Consider the following 22504-nt stretch of genomic DNA (forward strand, 5'->3'; position numbering starts at 1 on the left):
AAGCCCACCCTCCTGCTGAATACAAGTTTGACGTCGAATCCACTTCATAACCTGCTTCAGATCTGATGGTGATTGGAAATATCCAATAGATTGGCCCGAGTAGCGGCAATTTTGGCGGCTTGATTGGAAAAAATCCAATAGATTTGCTTCAATCAGGCTCTTTTATCGGTGTTGGGGTGAATCTATTGGAAAAAATCCAATCACACTTGTTATATTGGAAGTGATTTTCCATATCTATTGGATATTTTCCAATGTGAGCTGAGCAACCTATAGCGTGACTAAGCTTTTTCAGGTGTACTTTGGTCCAACTGTGTTCTAGTCTGGCTTGCATCGGACTTGGCCTTTCGTCGGGGTTTGATTTAGTCCGGCTTACTTCTTCACGTAACGATGCTCTCCACTCGGTCGTGCTCTCTCATCCGGCTTTGCCTATCAGATTGATCACGTGCTATACTAGTCTCAGACGAAGAACGTCCCTTTACGCATCTGTATTTGCATGGTGCGGCGCTGGGGCGTTCTTTTATTTTTTGTGACGATGGGGGGATAAACCTATGGAGTTTGAGGAAGCGCATCAGGCGTTTATGGAATACCACTTGTCCCGCAGGACGGGGGAAAGGAAAGGCAGGCTGCTTCGCGGGCATCAATATGCCGAGAAACTTCTATTGCAAAATGTGTGGTGGCCGCTGTTCGGAACTCTTGATAACCTGCACCCGGAGTATGAAGTGTATGATTGGAACCGAAAGTCACAGTTTCTCGATTTTGCCTTTTTGCCGGCCTTCGGTCGGTTTGGGCTGGAATGCGACGGTTATCAAAGCCATGTCAAGGACATGGATCGCGAGAAGTTCAGCTATGCGCTGAACAGGGACACGTTTTTAACCGGGATTGGCTGGAAGATGATTCATTTTTCCTTTGATGATATTCAAAGGCGCCCCGAGGTGTGCCAAATGCTGCTGCAAATGGTGATTAGCCCTCGTCTTCTACGGAAAGGCATTGATCGGCCATTACCCGTCACGGAAAAGGAGATTCTCCTCTTAGCCTGGAGACTGGGACGGCATGTTCGCCCCAAGGACGTGACCGATGCGTTTGATATCGATTTCAGAACCGCCCGCAATCGGCTGCGTTCCCTTACGGCCAAAGGATTGCTGGCCCCTATCGAAACGGGACGTGGGGTTCGCGCATACGAGCTCCGGGAACTGGCATTAAACTATCTTCACTAGGCTTAAAAGACCAGCAAAAAGGATCTGGGGAGCAGAAGGAGCGGGTTGGATTGCCATGCAAGGCGTGCAGGAGGAGTAAGCTGGATTGCTATGCAAAGCGTGCAGGAGGAGCAAGCTTGTTTGTCCCTGCAAGGCGGCAGGAAGGTAAGCTTGTTTGTCCTTGCAAAGCGGCAGAAGAAGCTGAGTTGTATGGCCGTGCAAGATACTTAGGAGTAAGTTCGTAACTTATGTTTGACTATAATCGTCTATTTTCTATATAGGTTTGACCTGGAAACAAGTGGTTTAGGGGAATATCCTTTTGTGGTAGAATATAGAAATATTACCTGATTATGATGGTGAAGTTCGGTGATATCGTGCAATCAATGCGCCACGCATACTAGGTGTTGTTTTAGCCAGGCATTATTTTTGCTGCACATTTTGAAGTATAATAAGAAGTTTCGAAGCAAGAAACTACCGATAAACAAAAAGCGAGGGGGAGCAACATGACGGTGACGGAGGAGCCCGTTGTACGGATTCAGGGCGTGAGCAAAACGATCGGCTCCAAGACGTTGATCGATGCTTTGACGTTGGACATTCCGGCGGGGCAGGTTTACGGGTTTCTGGGGCCAAACGGGGCCGGGAAAACGACGACGATTCGCATGATGGTCGGGCTGATGTCGATCTCGAAAGGCGATATTTTCATTCAAAGGACCAGCATCAAACATCGTTTTGAGCAGGCGATTTCGCACGTGGGGGCGATTGTGGAAAATCCGGAGATGTACAAGTTCCTGACCGGGTACCAAAATTTGCTGCACTATGCCCGGATGTCGCCGGGAGTGACGAAGCAGCGGATATGGGAAGCGGTTGAACTGGTGGGCCTGGAGCGCCGCATCCACGACAAGGTGAAAACCTATTCGCTGGGGATGCGCCAGCGGCTTGGCGTCGCTCAAGCGATACTGCACCGGCCCAAGCTGCTGGTGCTGGACGAGCCGACCAACGGTCTTGACCCGCAGGGGATTCGCGAGCTCCGCGATTATTTGCGGACGCTGGCCCGCGAAGAAGGCACGACCGTGTTCGTATCCAGCCATTTGCTTGCGGAAATGGAGCTGATGTGCGATACGGTGGCCGTGATTCAGCAGGGGCGGCTCGTCGATGTCAAATCGCTGCGGACGGAAGGGGAAGCGGAGCAAGGACGGGAAATGGCCTTCGAGGTCAGCGACGCGGAGCGGGCCGCCGAGATTATCGGAGCCGGTCGCGCCCAAGGCGGCCGCTTTATCGTCACGGCGGACCGCACCAAGGCCGCGGAAATCAATGCCAAGCTGGTCATGGCGGGCATCTCCGTTTATGAAATCCAGGTGTTGACGCGTTCGCTGGAGGATCAATTTCTGGAGCTTACGGGAGGTGGGCGCATTGAGTAATTTTTGGAGGCTCGTCCAAAACGAGAATATGAAAATATACCGCCGTTTGCGCACCTGGATTATGGCCGGGCTGCTCGTCCTGCTGACGTTCCTGTTTGGGATTTTGTATGCGCTGGATGGGGGAACTTCCACCCTCAGCGCCTGGGACGTCGTGGATCAGCTGACCTTCCTGTATTATCTCGTCGGTATTTTCGCCGCCATCGCCGCTGCCGATGTGGTGGCCGGAGAATTTACGTGGGGAACGATCAAGTTGCTGCTGATCCGTCCTTGGACCCGCACGAAGGTGCTCGCTTCCAAGCTGCTGGCCGTGTTGTTGTTTACGCTGGCCATGTCGGCGGTGTTTTTTGCCGCGGCGCTGGCGGTATCTTTTCTTATCTATCCGAACATGCCTTCGGCCTTGTTTCCGGAAGGGAAAAGTCCGGCCCTGTCCATCCTGGAAAATTGGCTGTACGACTACATAAAATTTCTCGTGATCACGATTTTTTCTTTTATGCTGTCCACCGTTTTTCGCTCCGGCGGCCTGGCCATCGGTTTATCGATTTTTATTTTGTTTGCCGGAGACCTTTTCGCGATGCTGTTTAATCCGGTGCGCTTTCCGTGGGCCAAATACATCCTGTTCACGAACATGAATTTAAGCCAATATTACGGCGGGCGGACAGGTCCTGCCGGGATGACGCTGGGCTTTTCGGCGGCGGTTCTGGCCGCGTATGTCATGCTGTTTCTCCTTATTTCCTGGTTTGTGTTCAAAAAAAGGGATGTTGCGGCTTAACCCCTAAAACAGAAAGTTCCCGTTGGCTTCTTCATGCAGGTGGGAACTTTTTCACAATGCTAGGGGGTTCCCAGCCTTGGGCTCGCCTAGGGATTATCCCGCTTCCGGCTGCGCCGATTTTTTACGCTTTTCTTTAGCGCTCATGGGTGCGGGAGCAGGGGCGGGGGCGGCGGGTTCCATTTTGCTCGTGCCGTTGAGCTGCCCGCCTTCGAGAATGATCAGCTTGGCGACGTCGACATTTCCGTCAACCTGGCCGTTGCTCGTAATCGTCAGCTTCCCCCCGGTTAAAATGTCACCGATCACCTTGCCGGCCACGATCACTTCGCCGCCTTGAATATTCGAGTGGGCTTCGCCGGTCTCGCCGATCACGATCTGCCCGAGGCACTCGATTTCACCGCGGAATTTTCCTTCCAGGCGCAGATTGGATTTGCACTCCAGCTTGCCTTCGATGCTGCTGCCCTGGCCGATTAACGTATCGGTAAGTCCTGCTGGATTTTTCCTGTCTTTTAACATCATCACTTCAGCCCTCCATTACTTAGGATATTTACTTCAAATAGGGCAGGGGATCGACGGGTTTGCCGGCCTTCACGATTTCAAAATGAAGATGTGGCCCGGTGCTGCGTCCGCTGCTGCCCAGCTTGCCGATTTGCTGTCCTTTGTCCACCGTATCACCTTCGGAAATGCCGATCTCGTTCAAATGCAAATACCAGCTTTGCAGCCCCCCGGGATGTTCGATCACGATATATCTCCCGTGTGAGCTGTCTTTGTCGGTGGTAATGACTTTACCGGCCCCGGCGGCGTAAACGGGGTCCCCTAGCTTGCCGCCGATATCGATGCCGGCATGAAAAGCGGCCCGGCCGGCGAAAGGATCCGTCCGGTACCCGAAATTCGAAGTCAGCCGCGTGGACAACGTGGGCCATTCCGAAGGCGTGCCGGAAATGGTGTATTGCGTTTGCCTTGCTTTTTTGAGCGTAACCGGAACGTTTTTCTCCATTTCATCAAGCATGTCGCTCATCATCGCAAAATCATCGCTCGTCTCCCGGGCAAGGGCTTCGATTTCATTGTCGTGAACCGCGATAAATTCGCCGCCGATCCCGCTGGCTGCAAGCGAATCCGGCAAATCGTCCCGGGACAGGGAAGACAATTGGCCCAGTTCCTTCGAATCGCCGTATTTATCGATGAATTTCTGAAGCTGGGCCTCCAGCTCCGCCACGCGTTCCATGCGGTCCATCATCTCCTTGGACTGTCCGGAAAGCGCGATCACTTCATTTTGCAGGCGCTGTATCGCTTCGTTTTTGTCGGTAACGACCGCTTCAAAAGCGATGGTTTGCGATTTTAATTGTTTTTCCAGCCTGGAAACGGTGTGATCCGATTGAATTTGCAGGCTGACGATCAGGCCGGAAATCGACAGCAGCGCCAGCAGCGGGACGGCAACAACGAGCGGCTTGGACACTTGAACCTGCTTAACGGGCTGGTTGGCGTCCCGAAGGACAAGCAGCGTCATCCGGTTAGGGTTCGGCAAGCTTACACTCCTCATGGCATCTCCTCCCCTACTTCTCGAGTTGGTTCTATATCTTATCTATTCCTATGACTCTTAAATCATGTCAAAAATGTAATCCCTGTCTGATATAAATCATTTCCTCCGTACAAGCTGTTCTCTTGGTACGCGATGAATAAACGGGCGGCCGGATGGTTAAAGCTGATGTCTAGGGGAGGCTGAACCTATGATCTGGTTGCTTGTAGTTTTACTCGCGTACATCGCTCAAATCGCTATGATTCTCATTTTGGAGTTCAGGAACCCTAGCAAGGCCGTGGCGTGGATGTTTATTTTGCTCCTCTTTCCGTTTGTCGGCTTTATTACTTATTATTTCGTGGCGAAGGATTACACCAAACGCCAATGGCTGCGGCTCCGCGGTAGGCCGCGGTTTCCCGATGCCCAAGCGAAGCTGCGGAAGCGGATCTCCATCGTGAGAACGGCCGAAGAGGCGCAGAATCCGGCTTTCCAACACCAAAAAAGATTGTTTGGACTGCTGACCCATTGGCCGAAAAATCCCATCACGGGGCGCAATCTGACGCAGGTGTATTCGGAAGGCGAGACCGCTTTTTCCGCCATGTTGAAGGAAATGGAGAAGGCGAAGGATCACATTCATGTGCAATTTTACATTTTTCGGGCCGACGGCATTGGCGCCAAATTTCAAGAGGTCATGATCCGGAAGGCGAAGGAAGGGGTAAAAGTACGGCTGCTTTGCGACGGTTTGGGCAGTTACCTGCTGCGGGCTTCTTTTGTCCGAAGGCTGCGCGCGGAGGGGGTGGAGGTTCATTTCTTCTTGCCGCCGCTGATCGCTTTGCAGAGCCGCCGGTTGAATTACCGCAATCATCGCAAAATTATCGTTGTGGACGGAACCGTTGGTTTTGTGGGCGGTCTGAATGTCGGGGACGATTATTTGGGACTGTACGAAAAAAACGGTTACTGGAGGGATACGCATTTGCAGCTGCGCGGCGATGCTGTTTATTTTTTGCAAATGACGTTTTTGCACGACTGGCGGCTTGCTTCCGGCAAGCGGATCGATGAGCAGGGCTTGTTTCCCGACCACCGCTGCGAGGGCAGCGAGCAGGTGCAAATTTTAACGAGCGGCCCGGGCCAGCCGAGGAACAACATCCGGGAAATGTGCTTTGGCGCGATGTCGGTGGCAACCCGGAGAATCTGGATCGCATCGCCTTATTTCATTCCTGACGAGGCGGTTTACACTGCGTTAAAAACGGCAGCGCTCAGCGGAGTGGAAGTGATCGTGATTTTGCCGTATCACCCCGATCATCGGCTGGTCAAGCTGGCTTCGCTGTCGTACGTTGAGGAGCTGCTGGCCGCCGGGGTAAAGTTCTATCAATATACGAAAGGTTTTATCCATGCCAAGGTCCTGCTGGTCGATGACCTGCTGGCTTCCGTCGGAACGGCGAATATGGATATGCGCAGTTTTTTCTACAACTTTGAAATGACCGCGCTGCTGTTCGATCAGGGAACGATCGCAAGACTGGTGAACGATTTCGAACGGGATATCGCCGACTCGGTCCCCATCCGTCTTGCGGAATTTGCCCGGCGTTCCCGGTGGCAAAAAGGGATGGAGCTCCTGGCGCGTTTGCTGTCGCCTTTGCTGTAGCGGTTACGCCTTCACCGGACTACGCAAATGCTGCAAAATCAGCTTGACCGACTGAGGCGGGACGGCCGCCAGCAAATCCCCGCGCTCCTTCAGGCGCCCGCCGATGTTCAGCAGGTTGAAGTCGGACGGTTTGGGATCCTTGCGCACCTCCTCCCATGTCAGCGGCGTCGAAACGCTGGCCGCGGCGCGGGCTCTCGGCGTGTAGGGCGCAGCCAGGGTTTTGCCGCCGTAATGCTGCAGGTAGTCGAAATAGATTTTGTCGCCCCGGTCCTTTTTTAACCGTTCGATGGTGAACAGGCCCGGATGTTTTTCGGTGGCGTAACGGGCCACAAAATGGCCGATGGAGCGCAGTTCATCGAAGGTGACGCCGTATTCGACAGGGACGATGATCTGCACGCCGGTGGCGCCCGATGTTTTGGGCACAGAAGTAAGTCCCAGGGAAGCCAAAACATCGCCGACGATGGCGGCCGCCTCCATAATCCGCGGCTCCTCCTCCCGGGACGGATCGAGGTCGATCATCCATTCGCAGGGCAAGCTTTCCCCGACGTAATGCAGCGAAGGATGAAATTCAATGCAGGCCAAATTGCCGAGCCAGAGCAGGACGGGCAGGCTGTCCATGACAACGTACCGGATGTTTTCATGCAGCTCTGTGCGCACAAATGGCGGGAGCGGTTCGGGGGCGTTTTTCTGGTAAAAAAATTTGCCGTGGATACCTCCGGGATAACGGATCGTCGTCAGCAGCCGGTTTTTGCAGTATTTCAGCAGGTAAGGCGACAGCTCGGCGAGCTTCTCCAAATAAATCCGTTTGGTGATGCCGGCTTCCGGCCAGAGCAGCTTGTCGGGATTGGAAACGGACACCTCTACGCCATCAACGCGGATCGTTCCTTTGATTGTTTTCGGCATACGCTTGCGGACAGCTCCTTTCATCGGGGCGGCTGGGGATGCATCATACAGGCACATAGGCCACAGGCCGGGTTCCCCCGCGGGTTGTTACCTCTAGGCTTGCCTGGGGGCGCGGAAACTATGAGCCGGCAGGAGAATGGAGCTTGGCGGCCAAGGGCAAACTTGGAAACGTAACGCTGCACACATCTTTGTGACGGATGGAGGCAAACATTCATGGATTTAAAACCGGTCGCGCCGTTTGAGCCGATTCGCAGCGAGACGATCCCGCAGGGGGAAAACTGGGTGGCCCAGGTAAAATGGGATGGCGTACGGATGCTGACTTACCGTGACGGGCGGGAAACGCGGCTCATCAACCGCAAAGGCAACGACCGGACCGCGCAATATCCGGAATTCGCCGACGTCTCTTCATATTGCCGGGCGAACTCGGTCATCCTTGACGGGGAGATGATCGCTTTATCCGGGGGCAAGCCCTCTTTTCATGAAATCATGCGGCGCGACAGCCTGCGGCGGGAACGGGAAATCCGCTTTGCGAGCGGACGGATTCAGGCCATTTACATGATTTTTGATATTTTGCACTTCGACGGCGACTGGGTGACCGGGCGTACGCTGGCCGAACGCCAGCGGCTGCTGCAGGAAATCGTCATTCCCGGCGACCGGGTTCAGCTCGTTCCCAATACCCAGGACGGGCAGCTTCTGTTCAACCTGATGAAAGAGCGGGGCTGGGAAGGCATCGTCTGCAAAAAACTCGACAGCCCGTACCAGATCGGCGGCAAAGACGGCAGATGGGTCAAGCGGAAGCTGGCCCGGGACCTGTATGCGGCGATCGGAGGCGTCACGTACCGGGACGGCATCGTTAACGCGATATTGCTCGGCTTGTATGACGCCGAGGGGCGGTTTCTGTACATCGGACATGCGGGAACGGGAAAATGGAAAGTTGAGACGTGGCGGGAGTTAACCGCCAAGATTCCGGGGCTCGCCGTGCCGGAACGGCCGTTTTACAACGTTCCGGAACGCCTCAAAGGGGCCGTCTGGATTCAGCCGGCCCTGACCGTAAAAGTACAATTTCTGGAGTGGACGCCCGGCGGCACGATGCGCCATCCGATCATACAGGGATGGGGGGGCGTCCTGGCGGAGGACTGCAGCGTTTCGCAGAGCATGTAAATTAGGCCGGTTATTCGGCTTTCGGTTTGGCGGGGCTTTTGCGCTTCGGCTTCGGTTTGACCGCGACGGTTGGCCTTCCTCCCGTTTCCGCTTTTCCCGTTGCTGCGCCTTCCGCTGTTGCGCCTTCCGTTGCTGTGCCTCTCGCAGCAGTGCCTCCGCCCCCTCCCGCTACCGCGCCTTCCTCCGGCTGGGCTTTGGCTTTTTTGGCGGCTGGCTTGCGCGTTCGTTTGGCCGGGGCGGGACCGGGGTCGGTGGCGACCGGTTTGACCGCCTCGATGCTGGCCTGCAGCGCGGCCATCAGGTCGATGACGTTGGTCTCCGGTTTCGCCGGAGCCAGGCTGATCTCCTCGCCGGACACCTTATGCTCGATTAGCTTAAGCAACGCCTCCCGGTAGTCGTCTGTATATTTTTCCGGCTCAAACGGGGTGGACAACTGCTCGATCAGCATTTTGGCCATCGTCAGCTCTTTATCGTTGACTTGAAACGTTTCCGGGAGGTTGGGGACTTGGGCGATCGGCCGGATTTCATCGGGATAAAAAATCGTCTCCACGGCAAGGCAGCCCTCCAGCACCCGGATCGCCGCCAGGCTGCTTTTGGAGCGGATGGCGAATTTGGCGATGCCGATTTTTCCCGACTGCTTCATCGCTTCGAGCAGCAGCTGGTAGGCGTTTGAGCCCGCCTGATCGGGCGAGAGGTAATACGTTTTTTGAAAATAGATCGGATCGATCTCCTCCAAATCGACGAAATCGAGAATGGTGATCGTTTTTTCAACGTGATCGTTCAACTGCTCGAGCTCCTCTTTTTCAAACAGGACGAATTTTCCTTTTTCATATTCATAACCGCGGGAAATTTCCTCCCAGTTGACATCGACATCGCACGCCGGGCAGCGCCGGACGTAAGAGATTGGACTGCCGCAAACTTTGTGGATATATTTCATGGAGATGTCCTTGTCCTCCGTGGCGGAAAACATTTTGACGGGAACATGGACCAGCCCGAAGCTGATCGCCCCTTTCCAAACGGTATGCATGAGGAGATTGCTCCTTTCTATTTGGCGTTAGACAACTTATGCACGTTAATGCGGTTAATGCGATGAATGTGGTGAATGCGGTGAATGCGGTTAATACGGCCCAATTGGATCGTTGGTTTGCGCATGAAACGCTCGTAGGTCTTAGTATGGTTTTTAAATATTTTTCTATTAGCGGGGGTTGGCGGCAAGGGCGACCGCGCATTTCATGGAATAAAGCATGATGCCGGGAACTTGAGTGTCAGGAGGCATGCTTTTGGAACTTGGTCTTCAGGAGCAGGTTTTTGGAACAATGTGCCCTCATGAGGCGATCCGTCAGTCCGTTGCGGAGGAATAATTGCAAAAGATGCAAGTACTTTCCCTAGCTGAGTTCCTTTTTTTCGAAATAACTGCAAAAGGTACAGCTACTTACGGCTTAAGCCGTATATCATCAAACTCGCAAATATTAACTGTACTTTTTGCAGCTATTAAGGCATTTGCCAAAGGAATCGGACGAGATAACTGCAGCTTTTGCAGCTAATCACATCCGAATGGTATTGGGCTTGTGGCTCGCCGCTCATCTGACCACTAGCGTTACATAAACTCTTGCACAATTTGTAGCCCTGATACTGATACTTTCCAGATTTCCGCAATGGCTCAGGATTTCGCATCGAAACTATCGTCCGCCGGAGGTCTAACGGTTGTAGCAGCTGCTATTTTACGAAAAAAGCCCTTTTCTAAATTCTAACGGTTGTGAGCGCCGTTATTTGCCTGAATCTGGGCCAAAATAGCCGGGTTTAAGTGAAATAAGCGCCACGGCAACCGTTAGAATTTAAAATCAACGTTTTTGGAACAAATAGCCTCTGTGGCATCCGTTAGAATAGTTGTGCGGTTAGAAATGTATCTTGTCTAATTGGAGATTTCCAAGCATAACAACTTTATTGGACAGCAGGCTTCGTGGTTGCGGGGGCTGCGGCGGACCGATATAATGGGGACATACGTTTTTTTGCGATCGTTTCATCCGGCGGGGTGTAAGAAGCAGGTCCTTCAAAGGCCGCGCGGCTTGCTAACTCGCTTAAAGGTGGTTGACATGGTGGAATTTGACAAACCTTTTGCTTCGTATGTTTATGAAGCCGAAGATCTGCACGGAACGGAAAAACTGGCTGCCTACTTGGCCCGGCAAGCGCTGCCGGGGACGGTGATCGCGCTGGACGGGGATTTGGGAGCGGGGAAGACGGCGTTTTCCCAATTGTTTGCGAGACACCTTGGCGTTTCGGATACGGTCAACAGTCCGACGTTTACGTTGATCAAAGAGTACGAGGGCCGGCTGCCGTTTTATCATATGGACGTGTATCGGTTGTCGCTGGAAGAGGCCGAGGAACTGGGGCTGGACGAATATTTCTATGGGGCGGGCGTTTCTCTGGTGGAGTGGGCCAGCCTGATTGAGGAGCTGCTTCCGGCGAATTTGCTGCAAATCTATATCGAAACCGTGTCGGCCACGGCGCGGAAAATGCATATCAAAGGGCGGGGCGAACCTTATGAAGCGTGGGTATCCGTCCTGCAAGAGAATGGGGTTTCCTGAACATGAACAACAACAATTACGAACAGCGGCCGCAGCAGCGGCTTTTGGCGTTTGACACCTCGACGTCGTCGCTTGCGGTAGCGGTCATGGAGGATGGCCGGCTGCTGGCGGAGCGGAGTATGCACGCCGAACGGGATCATTCGTCGCTTTTGGTGACGGCGATCGGGGAATGTTTGGATGCTGCGGGGCTGTCCAAACGGGATTTGACCGGGATCGCCGTCGGGGCTGGGCCAGGCTCGTACACCGGAATCCGGATCGCCGTCACGACGGCCAAAACTTTGGCCTGGGCGCTCCGGCTGCCGGTTTATGGCGTTTCGAGCCTGGAGGCGCTGGCGCTGGGCGGCTGGGCTGGCGCCAGCGGGCAGGACGCGGCCAAGCTGGGCGCTTGGGCCGCGCCCGCGGCAGGCGGCGCAGCCGGCCATGGCGCGAGCGCTGCCGCCATCACAGGGGCGGCCGCCGCCAACGGCGCCAGCGACGCCGCTAACGGCATAGCCGGCGCCCCGGCGGAAGCCGCCGCTCTCGCCGCCGCGGACCGCCGCTACGCCGGCGGCCACTGGATCGTGCCGCTGGTGGACGCGCGGCGCGGCCAAGCCTATACGGCGCTGTTCGCCGTGCCGGCGGCCGGCGGGTGGCCGCAGCGGCTCGCGCCCGACGCCATCCGGCTCACGGACGGCTGGGCCGGCGAGCTATCAAAGCGCCTAACCGCGCTGGAGCCGCACGAGCGTCCGGCCGCCGTTTGGTTCGTGGGCGAAACCGCAAAGCACGAGGCGGCGCTCGGCCAGCTGCGTTCCGGCGCCATGCCGCCTGTCCATCTGGTCCCTTACGAGCTGGAAGGCGTATGGATGGGAATGGCTGGCGTGAAGCGGGTGCGGACGTATCCGGAAGACGAAGTTCATTCGCTTGAGCCGAATTATACCCAGTTGGCCGAAGCGGAAGCCAAGCGGCTGCGCAACGGGTAAAGGGGGAAGCGGACATGATCTCAAGGAAAGCGGAGCATTTCCAGCCCGAAAACGTCGGCTTCCGCACCATGACGCTGGAGGACATCCCGGATATTATGGTCATTGAACATGAATCGTTTACGTTGCCGTGGAGCGAAGAAGCGTTTCGCAACGAATTGACTCATAATCATTTTGCCCGCTATTTGGTGATGGAACATAACGGCAAGCCGATCGGCTATGCCGGCATGTGGACGATCGTGGATGAAGCGCATGTGACGAATATTGCGGTGAGAACCGTTTATCGCGGTTTTCATTTGGGGGAAAAGCTGCTCCGCCGGATGATGAAATGGGCGGCCGAGCTCGGCATGGTCCGGATGACGCTGGAGGTTCGCGTATCCAACGAGGTAGCGCGGTCGCTTTACGGCAAAATGGGCTTTTCCCCCGCAGGAGTTAGAAGAGGATATTATTCCGATAATCATGAGGATGCGCTCATCATGTGGTGCGAGCTGCCGAAGCGGCCGCACCGAGCAGGCACGGAAGGAAGCGGATGGTATTGATTCACGAACAGGATTGCTTTATTTTGGCGGTGGAAACGAGCTGCGACGAAACCTCCGCCGCCGTCGTCAAAAACGGGACCGAGGTGCTGTCCAATCTGATCGCGAGCCAGATCGAAACGCATCGCGCCTTTGGCGGCGTGGTGCCGGAGGTGGCCTCGCGCAAGCACGTGGAGAGCATTACGCGCATGCTGGAAGAAGCGGTTCGGGAGGCGGGAATCCCGCCGGAGTCGCTGTCCGCGATTGCCGTCACGGAGGGACCGGGACTTGTGGGCGCGCTGCTCGTAGGCATTATGGCGGCGAAAAGTTTGGCTTTTGCCCTTGATAAACCGCTGATCGGCGTGCATCATATCGCCGGGCATATCTACGCCAACCACTTGATGGAGGACATTTTGTATCCGTCCATGGCGCTTGTCGTTTCCGGCGGACATACCGAGCTGGTGCTGATGGAACGCGAGGGCTGCTTTAAGCTGCTGGGCCATACTCGCGATGACGCCGTGGGGGAAGCGTATGACAAAGTGGCTCGGGCGCTTGGTTTTCCGTATCCGGGCGGGCCTTATGTGGACAAGCTGGCCGGGGAAGCGGCGGAGGCCGAGGAGCTTCCGCGGGCGTGGCTGGAGCCGGATTCCTACGATTTCAGCCTAAGCGGCTTAAAATCCGCCGTACTGAACGCCGTGAACCAGCACCGGATGCGCGGGAAAGACGGCTATCAACCGGCCATTGCCCGCGGCTTCCAGGAATCGGTGATCGAAGTGCTGGTGGAGAAGGCGGTACGCGCAGTACGGGCGACCGGTTCGCGCCAGCTCCTGCTTTGCGGCGGGGTCGCCGCGAACCGCGGCCTTCGTGCCGCGCTAAGCGAGCGCTGCGTGAGCGAGGGGATTTCCCTGCTCATACCGCCGCTGGCCTATTGCACGGACAACGCGGCGATGATCGGCGCCGCCGCTTACCTGAAATGGAAAAGCGGGGAATTTTCCAGCCTTGGGCTGAAAGCCGAGCCTTCATTGTCGCTGGAGGGCTGGTCCGTTCAATCGGATAACTAGTCACTATGAAAAAAAGCTGCACCATAGACCGTTCCCGGATTTTCTATGGTACAGCTTTTTTTGTGCGTACACTTGGAAACATCCTACCACGTCTTATAAACGTTGTCGCCGTCTTGGTCCGGGCGCTTTTTCCCCGCATCCGCCGCTTCGGAAGTGGCCGCGGTTTCTTTCATGCCGGGGGCAATGGTTTTAGACCCGGAGGCGCCGCCGCTCATTTTGCTCGTTCCTTCAAAAATGCTGCCTTCTTCAATGGAAAGCGCCGCCGCTACGATATTTCCATAGAGCTTGCCTTTGGAGGTAATCGACAGCTTGCTTTTGGCCTGCACGTTGCCGTGGACCTCTCCGGCGATAATGATGTTTCTGGCCAGAATGTTGGAGTGGACCATTCCTTTTTCCCCAACCGTAACGTCCCCTTCGCATTCGATGTCTCCGGTAATTTGCCCCTCGACGCGGACGCCCGCTTCCGATTTGATTTTTCCTTCAAAAACGCTGCCTTCGCCAATTAACGTATCGGTCGTGTTCGGGTCGAGCCTCTCGGGCTGCCTGTTGCCTCTTAACTTCATTTTTGATCTTCCTCTCCAGGTTTTCTTAAATACAGCTCAGGATCGACCGTAGATCCGTTTTTCTCAACTTGAAAATGCAAATGCGGTCCCGTACTTCTGCCGGTCGATCCCATTTCCGCGATCTTTTCGCTTTGTTTGACGGAATCTCCTTTTTCCACTTCAATTTTGCTAAGGTGCATATAAATCGTAGTGAGCCCTGAGGGGTGGGAGACCGTTATGTAATTACCGCGCCCGCTGTTATATCCCGTATCCGTCACTTTGCCGTCCGCGGCAGCATATACCGGGTCCCCGACCCCGCCGCCGATATCGAGGCCTTTGTGCAGCTCATGGCCGCTGCCGTCAAAAGGGTTGTCCCGTTCGCCGAATCTGGATGTGACGCGGACCGATTCCGTCGGCCAAAAAGTCGGCAAGATGATCATCATTTTTTTGTACCGCTGGATCGATGATTTGGTCTGCTCCAGGCGTTGCTGCAATTTTGGCATTTCATTCAACGAGGTGGTGATGCTTTCCTTCGTTTCCTCCACCAGGGAGGCGATGTCCTGTTCAGATAAAGGAACCGCATCGCCGCCAACGCCGCCCGCCGCCAGAGCTTCCGTATCGAGGCTTTGGTTTAAAGAGGCGGAATTGACCTTGTTTTTCTGGATGATGCCATCATCGGTGATCGACTTCAGCTCGGCCTCCAATTGCTCCAATTCGCTCATTTTCGATTCGATCGTTTTGGATTTTTCGGAAAGCTCCATGAGCTCGGACAGCAGCCGGTCAATCTCCTTCTCTTTATCGACGACCGTGCTTTGGAATTGGTCCGACGAATCGGAAAGCTCGGCTTCCAGCGAACCGATGCGGCTTGTGTGGCTGCGGTTGACGACAAATAAGACCAAAACTGAGCAGAGCAGCACGGCTGCGGCGATCAGAACGGCCAGTAAATGAGTAAAATGAAATTTAAAGCGAAATACGGGATTTGTCCCTTCGGGTACGACCAGCATAGTATATCGCCGGGTTAAGCTTTTTTTAAATCTTCCCCTCATGTCATCCTCCTGTTATTCTAGCGCCGATGTATATAATAGGACAAAAGTCATTATTTCAACTTGCCCCTACAATTATTTCGGCAAAATGTTCCAAATCCCTCTACGGTTAAAAAAATTGTTCGTTTTTTCACCATTTAAGCAGGAATTTGTCGTAGGGAGGCGAATGAGTGAATAAACATAAGAGAGCTTTATTTTCAAGACGTAAGGAGGTTTGTTATGGTAAAAATTGCCGGAATTGACGTTGGCAACGACAGCGTTAAAGTAGTGGTTGACGGTTCAGAGCGGCCGGTTATTATCCCGAGCATCGTTTCTCCGGGGTACGATAGACATGTGCTGCAGGAGGAGGATTCCCCTCTAAAAGCCCTGGATGTCCGGGTTTATAGTCCTAAGTTGAAGAGAAACAATCAGCGTTATTTTGTGGGTCTTTTGGCTATGGAGGATCAGGACAATTCCGAACTTGAGGAGACGGACAACAAGGCAACCAGCGATCAGTCTCTCGTTGTGGCTCTGACGGCGCTGGCTTATGCGGCCCTTTCGGGGAAAACCTACCCGGCGGCGGGAACCGGCATCGAGGAGGCGGAATACATAATTGGAACCGGGTTGCCGGTGCGTACATATGTGGCTTTTCATCAGGCGTTTGAAGAACGGCTGACGGGCGAGCATGAGGTAACATTTCTTTCAACGCCGGAGCTTCGCGGACGGACGGTTCGCATTAAAATCCGCCGCACGATCGTGTCGGTGGAGGGCGCGGCGGCATTGTTCCATTTGGCGACCAACGAATCGCTCCAGGTCAAAAACGAAGAACTGCACAAAGGGGTAATCGGCGTTTGCGAAATCGGCGCTTTGACGACGGATTTCCCGGTGGTCAAACGGATGAACATCGATAACCAGTTCAGCACCGGCGAGCAGTTTGGACTTGCGACCTACCTGGATTCGATCATTCGCGATATCGAAGATCAATACGGCTACCGTTTCCCGAGCCGGACGAAACTGATCGGACGGATTCGCAACCGCGAATTCGTTATTCAGCGTGTTGGCGAAGGTCAAGCGGATATTCGGCCGATCGTGGACATGTATTTTAACCGCGCGGCCCAAAAGTTGGTTGACTTGATCCGCAAGCGCTGGAAAAAATACCCTGACATCGAATGCTTTTATGTTCTGGGCGGCGGCGCCGCGGCGCTGAAATCTTACCTGATGGATGCCGCGGGTTCGATGCGGCTGCGCTTTGAAGACAACAGCGAAATTTTGAATGTGCAGGGCTACCTGAAGCTGGCCCAAAACAAAGCCGGGCAACAACCCGAACCGAACCCGGCCTAAACCGCGGCATTGTCTCATCCTGACAAAATACTCCCATCCGGCAGATGAATTCTGCCGGTATTTTTTTGCTAATCGGCGGTTGACAGCAGGCCACTGGAACGACGAACCGTCGGTTGGGCCTGGGCCTTCAATTCAAAATAGCGGAACAGGGCTACAAATTGCGCAAGGGTTTATGCATCGTTAGTGGTCGTTGGAGTTTCGCAAGCAGCTTGGTATTTGCCGGTTTTTCCGTTCTGGTTTTGAGCCATTTTTTTGCCGCGGAAAACGCCGGTTTGCCTGTAAAACACTCGTGAGGCTGGTGTATAATGATGGAAATACGAGCAGTCTTTTGGGTATCCTGCCGGGATGGGAGAGCATTATGAAACCGTTAAAAAGGTCGAAATTGCGAATCTGGTTAGGACTTGCTACTATCGGACACGGCGTTACTTGGATTGGTGGTTCGGTCCGGACAGGCCGGCGAAACAGCGGGAAGCTGCGCTTTTTCCGCACCACGCGCTAATGATGTATGAGCCGCTGCTGGAGTCCGGAAATGGATTAGAAAACGGAAGGAGTCTGGTCAAATGAGCTACAAAAACACGTTTATTCGGGTTTCTCCGGATTGTCCTGCAGACAAGGCCATTGTTCCTGAAGCGGGAAAAAGGGGAAAGCCGATTCATATGATCCAGTATGAGCTGCTGTTGGAGGCGCCTTACCGATACAATCATGAGGAGCTGATTTTTGAGGTGCATGTCCGCCACAAGGGCATTTCCGAGGAAGTGCTGCGCGAACGCAGGCAGGAGCTTTGGGACGAATTGTTCAGCAAACCTCATGCCTGCATGCGGGCTTCGGCGCTTCCGAAAAAGTACGGGTGGGGCGTTCATTACGATGCGCACGGAAAAATCGCCATCTATGGCGTGGATTCTCCCGAGTACCGTGAGTTCTGCAAACCGCAGGACGGCCAGGTCAAACTAATTGACGGGATGCGCAGCAGCCGGAAGTAATCAGGAGCAAGCAGAATCAGAAATAAGCAACAAGCAGCTTGACCGGCCGATGACCCTGCTTCGCAAACCTAACGGACCACAGCGCCGTTATTTCGGCGAAATTCGGAGTTTTCAGGATGTAACGGACACCACGGGCCTTTTTTGGTATTTGAGCGTGTGTTTTCGGTCTATGCGGGGCAAATAAGAGCGCACCGGTCCGTTAGAAAATGAAACTCCGTTTTTTGCGGCCGATAAGGGCTCTCAGGTCCGTTAGCTGCGGCCGACCGACCGGTTGCCGGCTTATCATTAAATATTCGCACCAAGTGGAGAAGGAGAAACGAAACATGGAAGAGATCAAAGGCACATTAATTACGGTGGAAACGCTGCGTTCGGACTTGGTTCGTCTGGGTGTACGGGAGGGAGCGACGCTGCTCGTTCATTCTTCCTTTAAATCGTTAGGGGAATGGGTATGCGGGGGGCCTTCCGCCGTCGTCCTTGCCCTGGAGGAAGCGGTAGGGGAAACGGGCACGATCGTGATGCCGACGCACAGCGGCGATTTGACCGATCCGTCCGGCTGGGGGAATCCGCCGGTGCCCGAGGCGTGGTGGGAGACGATCCGCGAGCAAATGCCCGCGTACGATCACTCGCTGACTCTTCCGCTCAAGATGGGCGTCATTCCGGAAACGTTCCGCAAGCAGGACGGAACACGGCGCAGCGGGCATCCGCTTTATTCCTTTGCCGCGCGGGGCCCTCAAGCGGATCGCATCACCGGGGCGCATTCCCTCGCCTACGGGCTTGGAGACGAGTCGCCGCTGGCCCGAGTTTATGATCTGCACGGAGACGTGCTGCTGCTCGGCGTCGGGCATGGCAACAACACCTCCATTCATTTGGCGGAATGCCGGTCTGACTACCCGGGCAAAACGAAGCTCATCAACAAAGCCCCGATGAAGGTTAACGGCGTAAGACGCTGGGCCGAGTTCCCGGACGTCGCCTACGATTCCGACGATTTTGAACGGCTGGGGGCGGATTTTGCACAGGATACGGGATTGGTGAAAAAGGGGAAAATCGCCGGGGCCGAAGCGATGCTCATGCCCCAGCGCGATTTGGTCGACTATGCCGTCCACTGGCTTGCGCGCCATCGAACGGAGCCGGGAGTGCAAAGCTAAAAATGTTTGGCTACCGGTGAGATTATTTAGCCGGGAGCCCGGATTCCACTTCGCCGTCCCAACCAAGCATGCCTCCGCTGTAGTTGTGGACTCGCTCAAACCCGTTATGCCGGAGGAAACGCGCTACCTCAAAACTGCGGCTGCCGCTGCGGCAAATCAATACATAGTCCTTGGCGGGATCAAATTCCTCCAGTTGGTACGGGATTTCGCCCATCGGGATCAAGGGGACGCCGGGAATGTGGCCGGCTTCGTATTCGAAAGGCTCCCGGACATCGATGATGACCGTTTGGTCATCCGGGTTTTGCAGCAGAGCTTTCAGTTCATCCGTGTTGATATGGGAAATGCCGTCGATGATTTCACTCATGGGTAGCGCCTCTTTTCTTGTAAAATGTTCATGCCTGGTCCGGAACTAGTGGAAAACGTCCATGCTCAGATAACGTTCGCCGTTATCGGGGGCGATGCACAAAATGCGTTTGCCGGCCCCGAGCTTTTTGGCAAACTGCAGCGCCGTCCACACCGAAGCCCCGCTGGAGGGGCCGGCGAGAATGCCTTCCAGGGCCGCCAGGCGCCGGACGGTGTCCAGCGCGTCTTCATCGCTGACCTGGACGATTTCGTCATATACTTCGGTGTTCAGGATCGGCGGGATGAAGCCTGGGCTTGTTCCCACCAGTTTATGCGGCCCCGGCCGGCCTCCGGACAGCACGGGAGAGCCTTTGGGTTCGGCGACGACGATGGAGATGCCGGGAATATGCTCGCGCAAATATTCCCCGGTGCCCGTGATCGTCCCGCCAGTTCCCGCGGTGGCGACGAACAGGTCCAATCGGCCGTCCATTTGCTGTACGATCTCCGGGCCGGTCGTCAGCCGGTGGATTTCGGGGTTGGCCTCGTTTTGGAACTGCTGCGGCATAAAGCTGCCCGGGATTTGAGCGTGGAGCTCGCGGGCTTTTTCGATCGCCCCGGGCATGCGCTTTGCTGCCGGCGTCAGCACGACTTCGGCGCCATAGGCTTGCAAAATGGCGATCCGCTCCTTGGTCATGTTGTCCGGCATGACCAAAATCGCTTTATAACCTTTGGCGGCCGCGTTCATCGCCAGGCCGATTCCGGTATTGCCGCTGGTCGGCTCGATGATCGCGGCCCCCGGCCCCAGCAGACCGGCCTGTTCCGCGGCCTCGATCATAAGGAAGGCGGCGCGGTCTTTGACGCTGCGGCTCGGATTGAAATATTCAAGCTTCACAAAAACCTCGGCATCCTGTTCCCCCGTCAGCCGCCCCAGTTTAACGGCCGGGGTGTCCCCGATCAGCTCGGTAATATGATTTACTGCTTTGCTGGCCATGTCGTGGTGGCACCTGCTTTCCGATACCCGTTATTTTTAATCCATTTTTATCTGTGTTCTCTTTGTTTATTTTATCGGGTTTCAGGGCGATTGAGCAACTCGAAGTAATAAAAGTCACTGCACAAATAGTTTCTCTGTGTTAATGTACACGCACAGCGTAGAAGGGTTCGACGGGAACTCTTCTTTTTTTTATACTCGTGGACGAAAAAAGGGGGGGCTTAAGTTGGCGAGGATTTCAAATAGGCCTGCCGGTTGTTATCTGCTTATTTCCTTGCATGGTTTACTGGGGCTCGGTGCCGTAATCGGGGGAGGGGCATTAACGCTGAACCCTTCCGGGGGATGGCTGGGCATGTCGGAGGACGTGATGAAAATAGAGCTTTTTCCGGATTACCGGATTCCCGGCATCATCTTATTGGCCGTATTGGGGATAGCTCCCTTGATCCTCGTTGACGCGCTTTTAAGGAAATGGAATTGGAAGTGGGGGGAGAGGCTGAACGCGATTAAATCGATGCATTGGTCATGGACTTTTTCGCTGTATATCGCTTTCGCTTTGCTGATCTGGATTTCCGTGCAAATTTACATCATCGGCGGTTCATCCGTCGTCCATTTGCTGTATACGGGACTTGGTCTGGCGATTCAAATCGTGTCCCTGCTGCCTTCCGTTTGGAGGTTTTATGAAGCTGCAAAATGAAGGCGGGAAGACGGCAAATGAGGAGATGGAGCGGGCATAAGGCATGGCACTTTGCGTAACGCTGCCTCTGCCCGCCCGCTAATTTTCCGGCATATCCTGGATTACCAGCTGGATAAGGCGGAGCGTTTCCACGTATCTTTGGCGACGCAAACGTAAACATAATTTTCATCCCAGGCGATCTCCCCCGGGTTGCCCGGCGCATTGGCGGAGGCGGGAGTCTGGGATTGCTGGACCCGGATGCTGTCTCCATTTACGTCGAGCGCGGCTTGCGGATCATTGGTCCCGATCCCGACATGGGCGTCGTCGCGTTTGATCGTCAGGGCGCTGTCGATGGCCTCTCCCTGATCGGAATAGCGAACGATATTCAAGTCGGCCCCAGAGTTGTTGCCTTTTTGCTCCGCACTGTCCGCCTTAATGCTCCAAAGCGGAGTCGTTGCGTTATCCTTCCCGTTTTTGGCAAACTCCAGAACCCGGTTTCCTTCCCCGGCAACCCGCAAAATCCCATCCATCACGTTGAAATTCGAAGAATGGGTGCGAATCTCCGCGACGTCGGTATCATAAGGAATTTCGAAACGGGTGAACAACTGGTCCTTATACTCCCCGTCAGGGGACATCGTCGTTTCGATCGATATATGTTTATGATCGTGCTGCTCCGGGTTATTGGCCTTGTCGTGCGAGATGATAGCGGTTTTGTCCTTCCCTTCTTCATTGGCCCAAGCGATGGCCGGTTTGGCCCGCTCCGCCGTCCATTGCAGCCGGATCAAATCGGACAGATGGCCTTCGTCTTTAACCCATTTTTGATCCGTCGACAAATGAATCCGCTCGTTTAGAGGCAAAGCGAGTCCTCCGCCCGGGAGTTTGGATTCCGTAAAGGCTGGAGCTGTGGATGAAGCGTCTTGTGTCGCGCCAAGCACTTGGCAGCCTCCCAAAAAAGCGAGGCCGGCTCCCAGTGCGGCCAGTGAAGCGGCTTTGACAAATTTCATTCATTTCTCTCCTTTTCGGCATTCTTTTACAGCATTTTCTATTTTTCGCTCTTATTCGATCATAAAGAGTTTAAAACCGGGAGGGAATAGGCATTTCGGATGGTTTACTGCGGGAAGCGGGCGATTGAAACGGTATAACACAAATACGGGAAAAAAGTATCAGTAACTTAACAGGAGGAAATAGCATGAAGACGAAATCCGAGACATCGAAATTCACAAAGTATGTCATTTTGCTTATGTTGAATCCCGGGAAAAGCCTTGACGAGGGGCTGATCCGCGGACATGTGGCCCATTTAAGGGAACTGGACAGGCTGGGACATTTGGTCATGTGCGGCCCGTTTACCGACTACAAAGGCGGGATGATCATCATCGAAGCGGACACAATTGAACAAGCGCGGCAAATCGCCGAGCGCGATCCGTTCGTAGAATCGGGAGCCGAGAACTATGAGCTTCGAACCTGGGAGATCTCCTGCGAAGAAAACCGGCATTTGGGAATGGGATAATGGAAGGGCAGGAAAAAGTCTGATTTTGTCAAGATGTGGACAAGGTTATCCACAACTTGTTGGCTAAATTTATGAAAAAATAATGAAAGCTTGCCTGTCAGCTTATGATTACGTTTGCGAAAATAACTCTCGTTTGTTTTCTGAAAACTGTGGATAATGTGAATAAGTTGGTGGATAATTAGGCGTTTTTGTGAAAAAACCTAGTTTACCCGCAAAAAAACGGCCCTGAAGGCCGTTTTAATGTGAAA

Annotated in this window: 23 protein-coding genes; 14 read left to right on the forward strand and 9 right to left on the reverse strand. The window is 54.4% G+C overall.

Going from position 1 to position 22504, the window contains the following annotated elements; genetic code table 11:
• Nucleotides 1-548 precede the first annotated feature (548 nt).
• The 3 genes from EHV15_RS15840 to EHV15_RS15850 all read left to right on the forward strand — a co-directional run bounded on the left by EHV15_RS15840 (nt 549) and on the right by EHV15_RS15850 (nt 3380).
• Nucleotides 549-1214, forward strand: coding sequence for a PDDEXK family nuclease (locus EHV15_RS15840; RefSeq protein WP_128632051.1), 666 nt, complete (start codon nt 549-551; stop codon nt 1212-1214).
• A gap of 482 nt (nt 1215-1696) precedes the next feature.
• On the forward strand, nt 1697-2611 hold the full coding sequence (locus EHV15_RS15845) for an ABC transporter ATP-binding protein (protein ID WP_128632052.1): 915 nt from the start codon (nt 1697-1699) through the stop codon (nt 2609-2611).
• A complete protein-coding gene (locus tag EHV15_RS15850) occupies nt 2595-3380 on the forward strand; it encodes an ABC transporter permease (protein WP_246061613.1) in 786 nt (261 codons plus the stop codon). The genes EHV15_RS15845 and EHV15_RS15850 overlap by 17 nt, the downstream gene beginning before the upstream one ends.
• A 93-nt stretch (nt 3381-3473) precedes the next feature.
• Here EHV15_RS15850 and EHV15_RS15855 read toward each other — a convergent pair whose 3' ends face one another.
• Together EHV15_RS15855 and EHV15_RS15860 are read right to left on the reverse strand one after the other, a co-directional pair.
• A complete protein-coding gene (locus EHV15_RS15855) occupies nt 3474-3896 on the reverse strand; it encodes a bactofilin family protein (protein ID WP_246061941.1) in 423 nt (140 codons plus the stop codon).
• Nucleotides 3897-3924: 28 nt separating this feature from the next.
• Nucleotides 3925-4917, reverse strand: a complete 993-nt coding sequence (locus tag EHV15_RS15860) for a M23 family metallopeptidase (RefSeq protein ID WP_128632054.1) — start codon at nt 4915-4917, stop codon at nt 3925-3927.
• Between the two features lie 187 nt (nt 4918-5104).
• On the opposite strand from EHV15_RS15860, the gene cls reads away from it, so the two are divergent.
• Nucleotides 5105-6535 carry a cardiolipin synthase gene (gene cls / locus EHV15_RS15865; protein WP_128632055.1) on the forward strand — a complete coding sequence of 477 codons (1431 nt, stop codon included), beginning with the start codon at nt 5105-5107 and terminating at the stop codon, nt 6533-6535.
• A gap of 3 nt (nt 6536-6538) precedes the next feature.
• Here cls and ligD read toward each other — a convergent pair whose 3' ends face one another.
• Complete coding sequence (ligD, locus tag EHV15_RS15870; RefSeq protein WP_128632056.1) at nt 6539-7438, reverse strand: non-homologous end-joining DNA ligase; 900 nt, start codon at nt 7436-7438, stop codon at nt 6539-6541.
• Nucleotides 7439-7651: 213 nt separating this feature from the next.
• On the opposite strand from ligD, the gene EHV15_RS15875 reads away from it, so the two are divergent.
• On the forward strand, nt 7652-8599 hold the full coding sequence (locus EHV15_RS15875; RefSeq protein WP_128632057.1) for an ATP-dependent DNA ligase: 948 nt from the start codon (nt 7652-7654) through the stop codon (nt 8597-8599).
• 10 nt (nt 8600-8609) lie between these two features.
• On the opposite strand, the gene ku is transcribed toward EHV15_RS15875, so the two are convergent.
• Complete coding sequence (ku, locus tag EHV15_RS15880; RefSeq protein WP_128632058.1) at nt 8610-9626, reverse strand: non-homologous end joining protein Ku; 1017 nt, start codon at nt 9624-9626, stop codon at nt 8610-8612.
• 1066 nt (nt 9627-10692) lie between these two features.
• On the opposite strand from ku, the gene tsaE reads away from it, so the two are divergent.
• The 4 genes from tsaE to tsaD are packed head-to-tail and all read left to right on the forward strand — an operon-like array spanning nt 10693 to nt 13716.
• Nucleotides 10693-11184: a tRNA (adenosine(37)-N6)-threonylcarbamoyltransferase complex ATPase subunit type 1 TsaE gene (gene tsaE, locus EHV15_RS15885; protein WP_128632059.1), complete on the forward strand. Its 492-nt coding sequence runs from the start codon at nt 10693-10695 to the stop codon at nt 11182-11184.
• A gap of 2 nt (nt 11185-11186) precedes the next feature.
• Nucleotides 11187-12143, forward strand: coding sequence for a tRNA (adenosine(37)-N6)-threonylcarbamoyltransferase complex dimerization subunit type 1 TsaB (tsaB, locus tag EHV15_RS15890; protein WP_128632060.1), 957 nt, complete (start codon nt 11187-11189; stop codon nt 12141-12143).
• A 14-nt stretch (nt 12144-12157) separates the two neighbouring features.
• Nucleotides 12158-12679 carry a ribosomal protein S18-alanine N-acetyltransferase gene (gene rimI, locus EHV15_RS15895; RefSeq protein ID WP_246061615.1) on the forward strand — a complete coding sequence of 174 codons (522 nt, stop codon included), beginning with the start codon at nt 12158-12160 and terminating at the stop codon, nt 12677-12679.
• The gene (gene tsaD, locus EHV15_RS15900) at nt 12670-13716 is read left to right on the forward strand and encodes a tRNA (adenosine(37)-N6)-threonylcarbamoyltransferase complex transferase subunit TsaD (RefSeq protein ID WP_128632061.1); all 1047 of its coding nucleotides are present in this window, start codon (nt 12670-12672) and stop codon (nt 13714-13716) included. The genes rimI and tsaD overlap by 10 nt, the downstream gene beginning before the upstream one ends.
• Nucleotides 13717-13799: 83 nt before the next feature.
• Here tsaD and EHV15_RS15905 read toward each other — a convergent pair whose 3' ends face one another.
• Complete coding sequence (locus EHV15_RS15905) at nt 13800-14279, reverse strand: bactofilin family protein (RefSeq protein ID WP_128632062.1); 480 nt, start codon at nt 14277-14279, stop codon at nt 13800-13802.
• Nucleotides 14276-15304 (reverse strand): M23 family metallopeptidase, encoded by a 1029-nt coding sequence (locus EHV15_RS15910; protein ID WP_128632063.1) that lies wholly within the window; start codon nt 15302-15304, stop codon nt 14276-14278. The genes EHV15_RS15905 and EHV15_RS15910 overlap by 4 nt, the downstream gene beginning before the upstream one ends.
• Before the next feature lie 216 nt (nt 15305-15520).
• On the opposite strand from EHV15_RS15910, the gene EHV15_RS15915 reads away from it, so the two are divergent.
• From EHV15_RS15915 to EHV15_RS15925, 3 genes are all read left to right on the forward strand, one after another.
• Nucleotides 15521-16621, forward strand: a complete 1101-nt coding sequence (locus EHV15_RS15915) for a ParM/StbA family protein (protein WP_128632064.1) — start codon at nt 15521-15523, stop codon at nt 16619-16621.
• A 560-nt stretch (nt 16622-17181) separates the two neighbouring features.
• Nucleotides 17182-17601 (forward strand): DUF6157 family protein, encoded by a 420-nt coding sequence (locus EHV15_RS15920; RefSeq protein WP_128632065.1) that lies wholly within the window; start codon nt 17182-17184, stop codon nt 17599-17601.
• Nucleotides 17602-17924: 323 nt separating this feature from the next.
• On the forward strand, nt 17925-18746 hold the full coding sequence (locus EHV15_RS15925; protein ID WP_128632066.1) for an AAC(3) family N-acetyltransferase: 822 nt from the start codon (nt 17925-17927) through the stop codon (nt 18744-18746).
• 22 nt (nt 18747-18768) lie between these two features.
• On the opposite strand, the gene EHV15_RS15930 is transcribed toward EHV15_RS15925, so the two are convergent.
• Entirely contained in the window at nt 18769-19110 is a 342-nt protein-coding gene (locus EHV15_RS15930) for a rhodanese-like domain-containing protein (protein ID WP_128632067.1), read from the reverse strand.
• A 45-nt stretch (nt 19111-19155) separates the two neighbouring features.
• Nucleotides 19156-20079 (reverse strand): cysteine synthase A, encoded by a 924-nt coding sequence (gene cysK, locus EHV15_RS15935; protein WP_128632068.1) that lies wholly within the window; start codon nt 20077-20079, stop codon nt 19156-19158.
• A gap of 223 nt (nt 20080-20302) precedes the next feature.
• Here cysK and EHV15_RS15940 point away from each other — a divergent pair, with 223 nt between their 5' ends.
• A complete protein-coding gene (locus tag EHV15_RS15940; RefSeq protein ID WP_246061617.1) occupies nt 20303-20770 on the forward strand; it encodes a hypothetical protein in 468 nt (155 codons plus the stop codon).
• A 101-nt stretch (nt 20771-20871) separates the two neighbouring features.
• Here EHV15_RS15940 and EHV15_RS15945 read toward each other — a convergent pair whose 3' ends face one another.
• Complete coding sequence (locus EHV15_RS15945) at nt 20872-21753, reverse strand: hypothetical protein (protein ID WP_128632069.1); 882 nt, start codon at nt 21751-21753, stop codon at nt 20872-20874.
• A 185-nt stretch (nt 21754-21938) separates the two neighbouring features.
• Between EHV15_RS15945 and EHV15_RS15950 the strand changes: the two genes are divergently transcribed.
• Nucleotides 21939-22256 carry a YciI family protein gene (locus EHV15_RS15950; RefSeq protein WP_128632070.1) on the forward strand — a complete coding sequence of 106 codons (318 nt, stop codon included), beginning with the start codon at nt 21939-21941 and terminating at the stop codon, nt 22254-22256.
• Nucleotides 22257-22504 lie beyond the last annotated feature (248 nt).

Origin of the sequence: Paenibacillus oralis, assembly GCF_003863965.1 — a bacterium.
Lineage (GTDB): Bacteria > Bacillota > Bacilli > Paenibacillales > Paenibacillaceae > Fontibacillus > Fontibacillus oralis.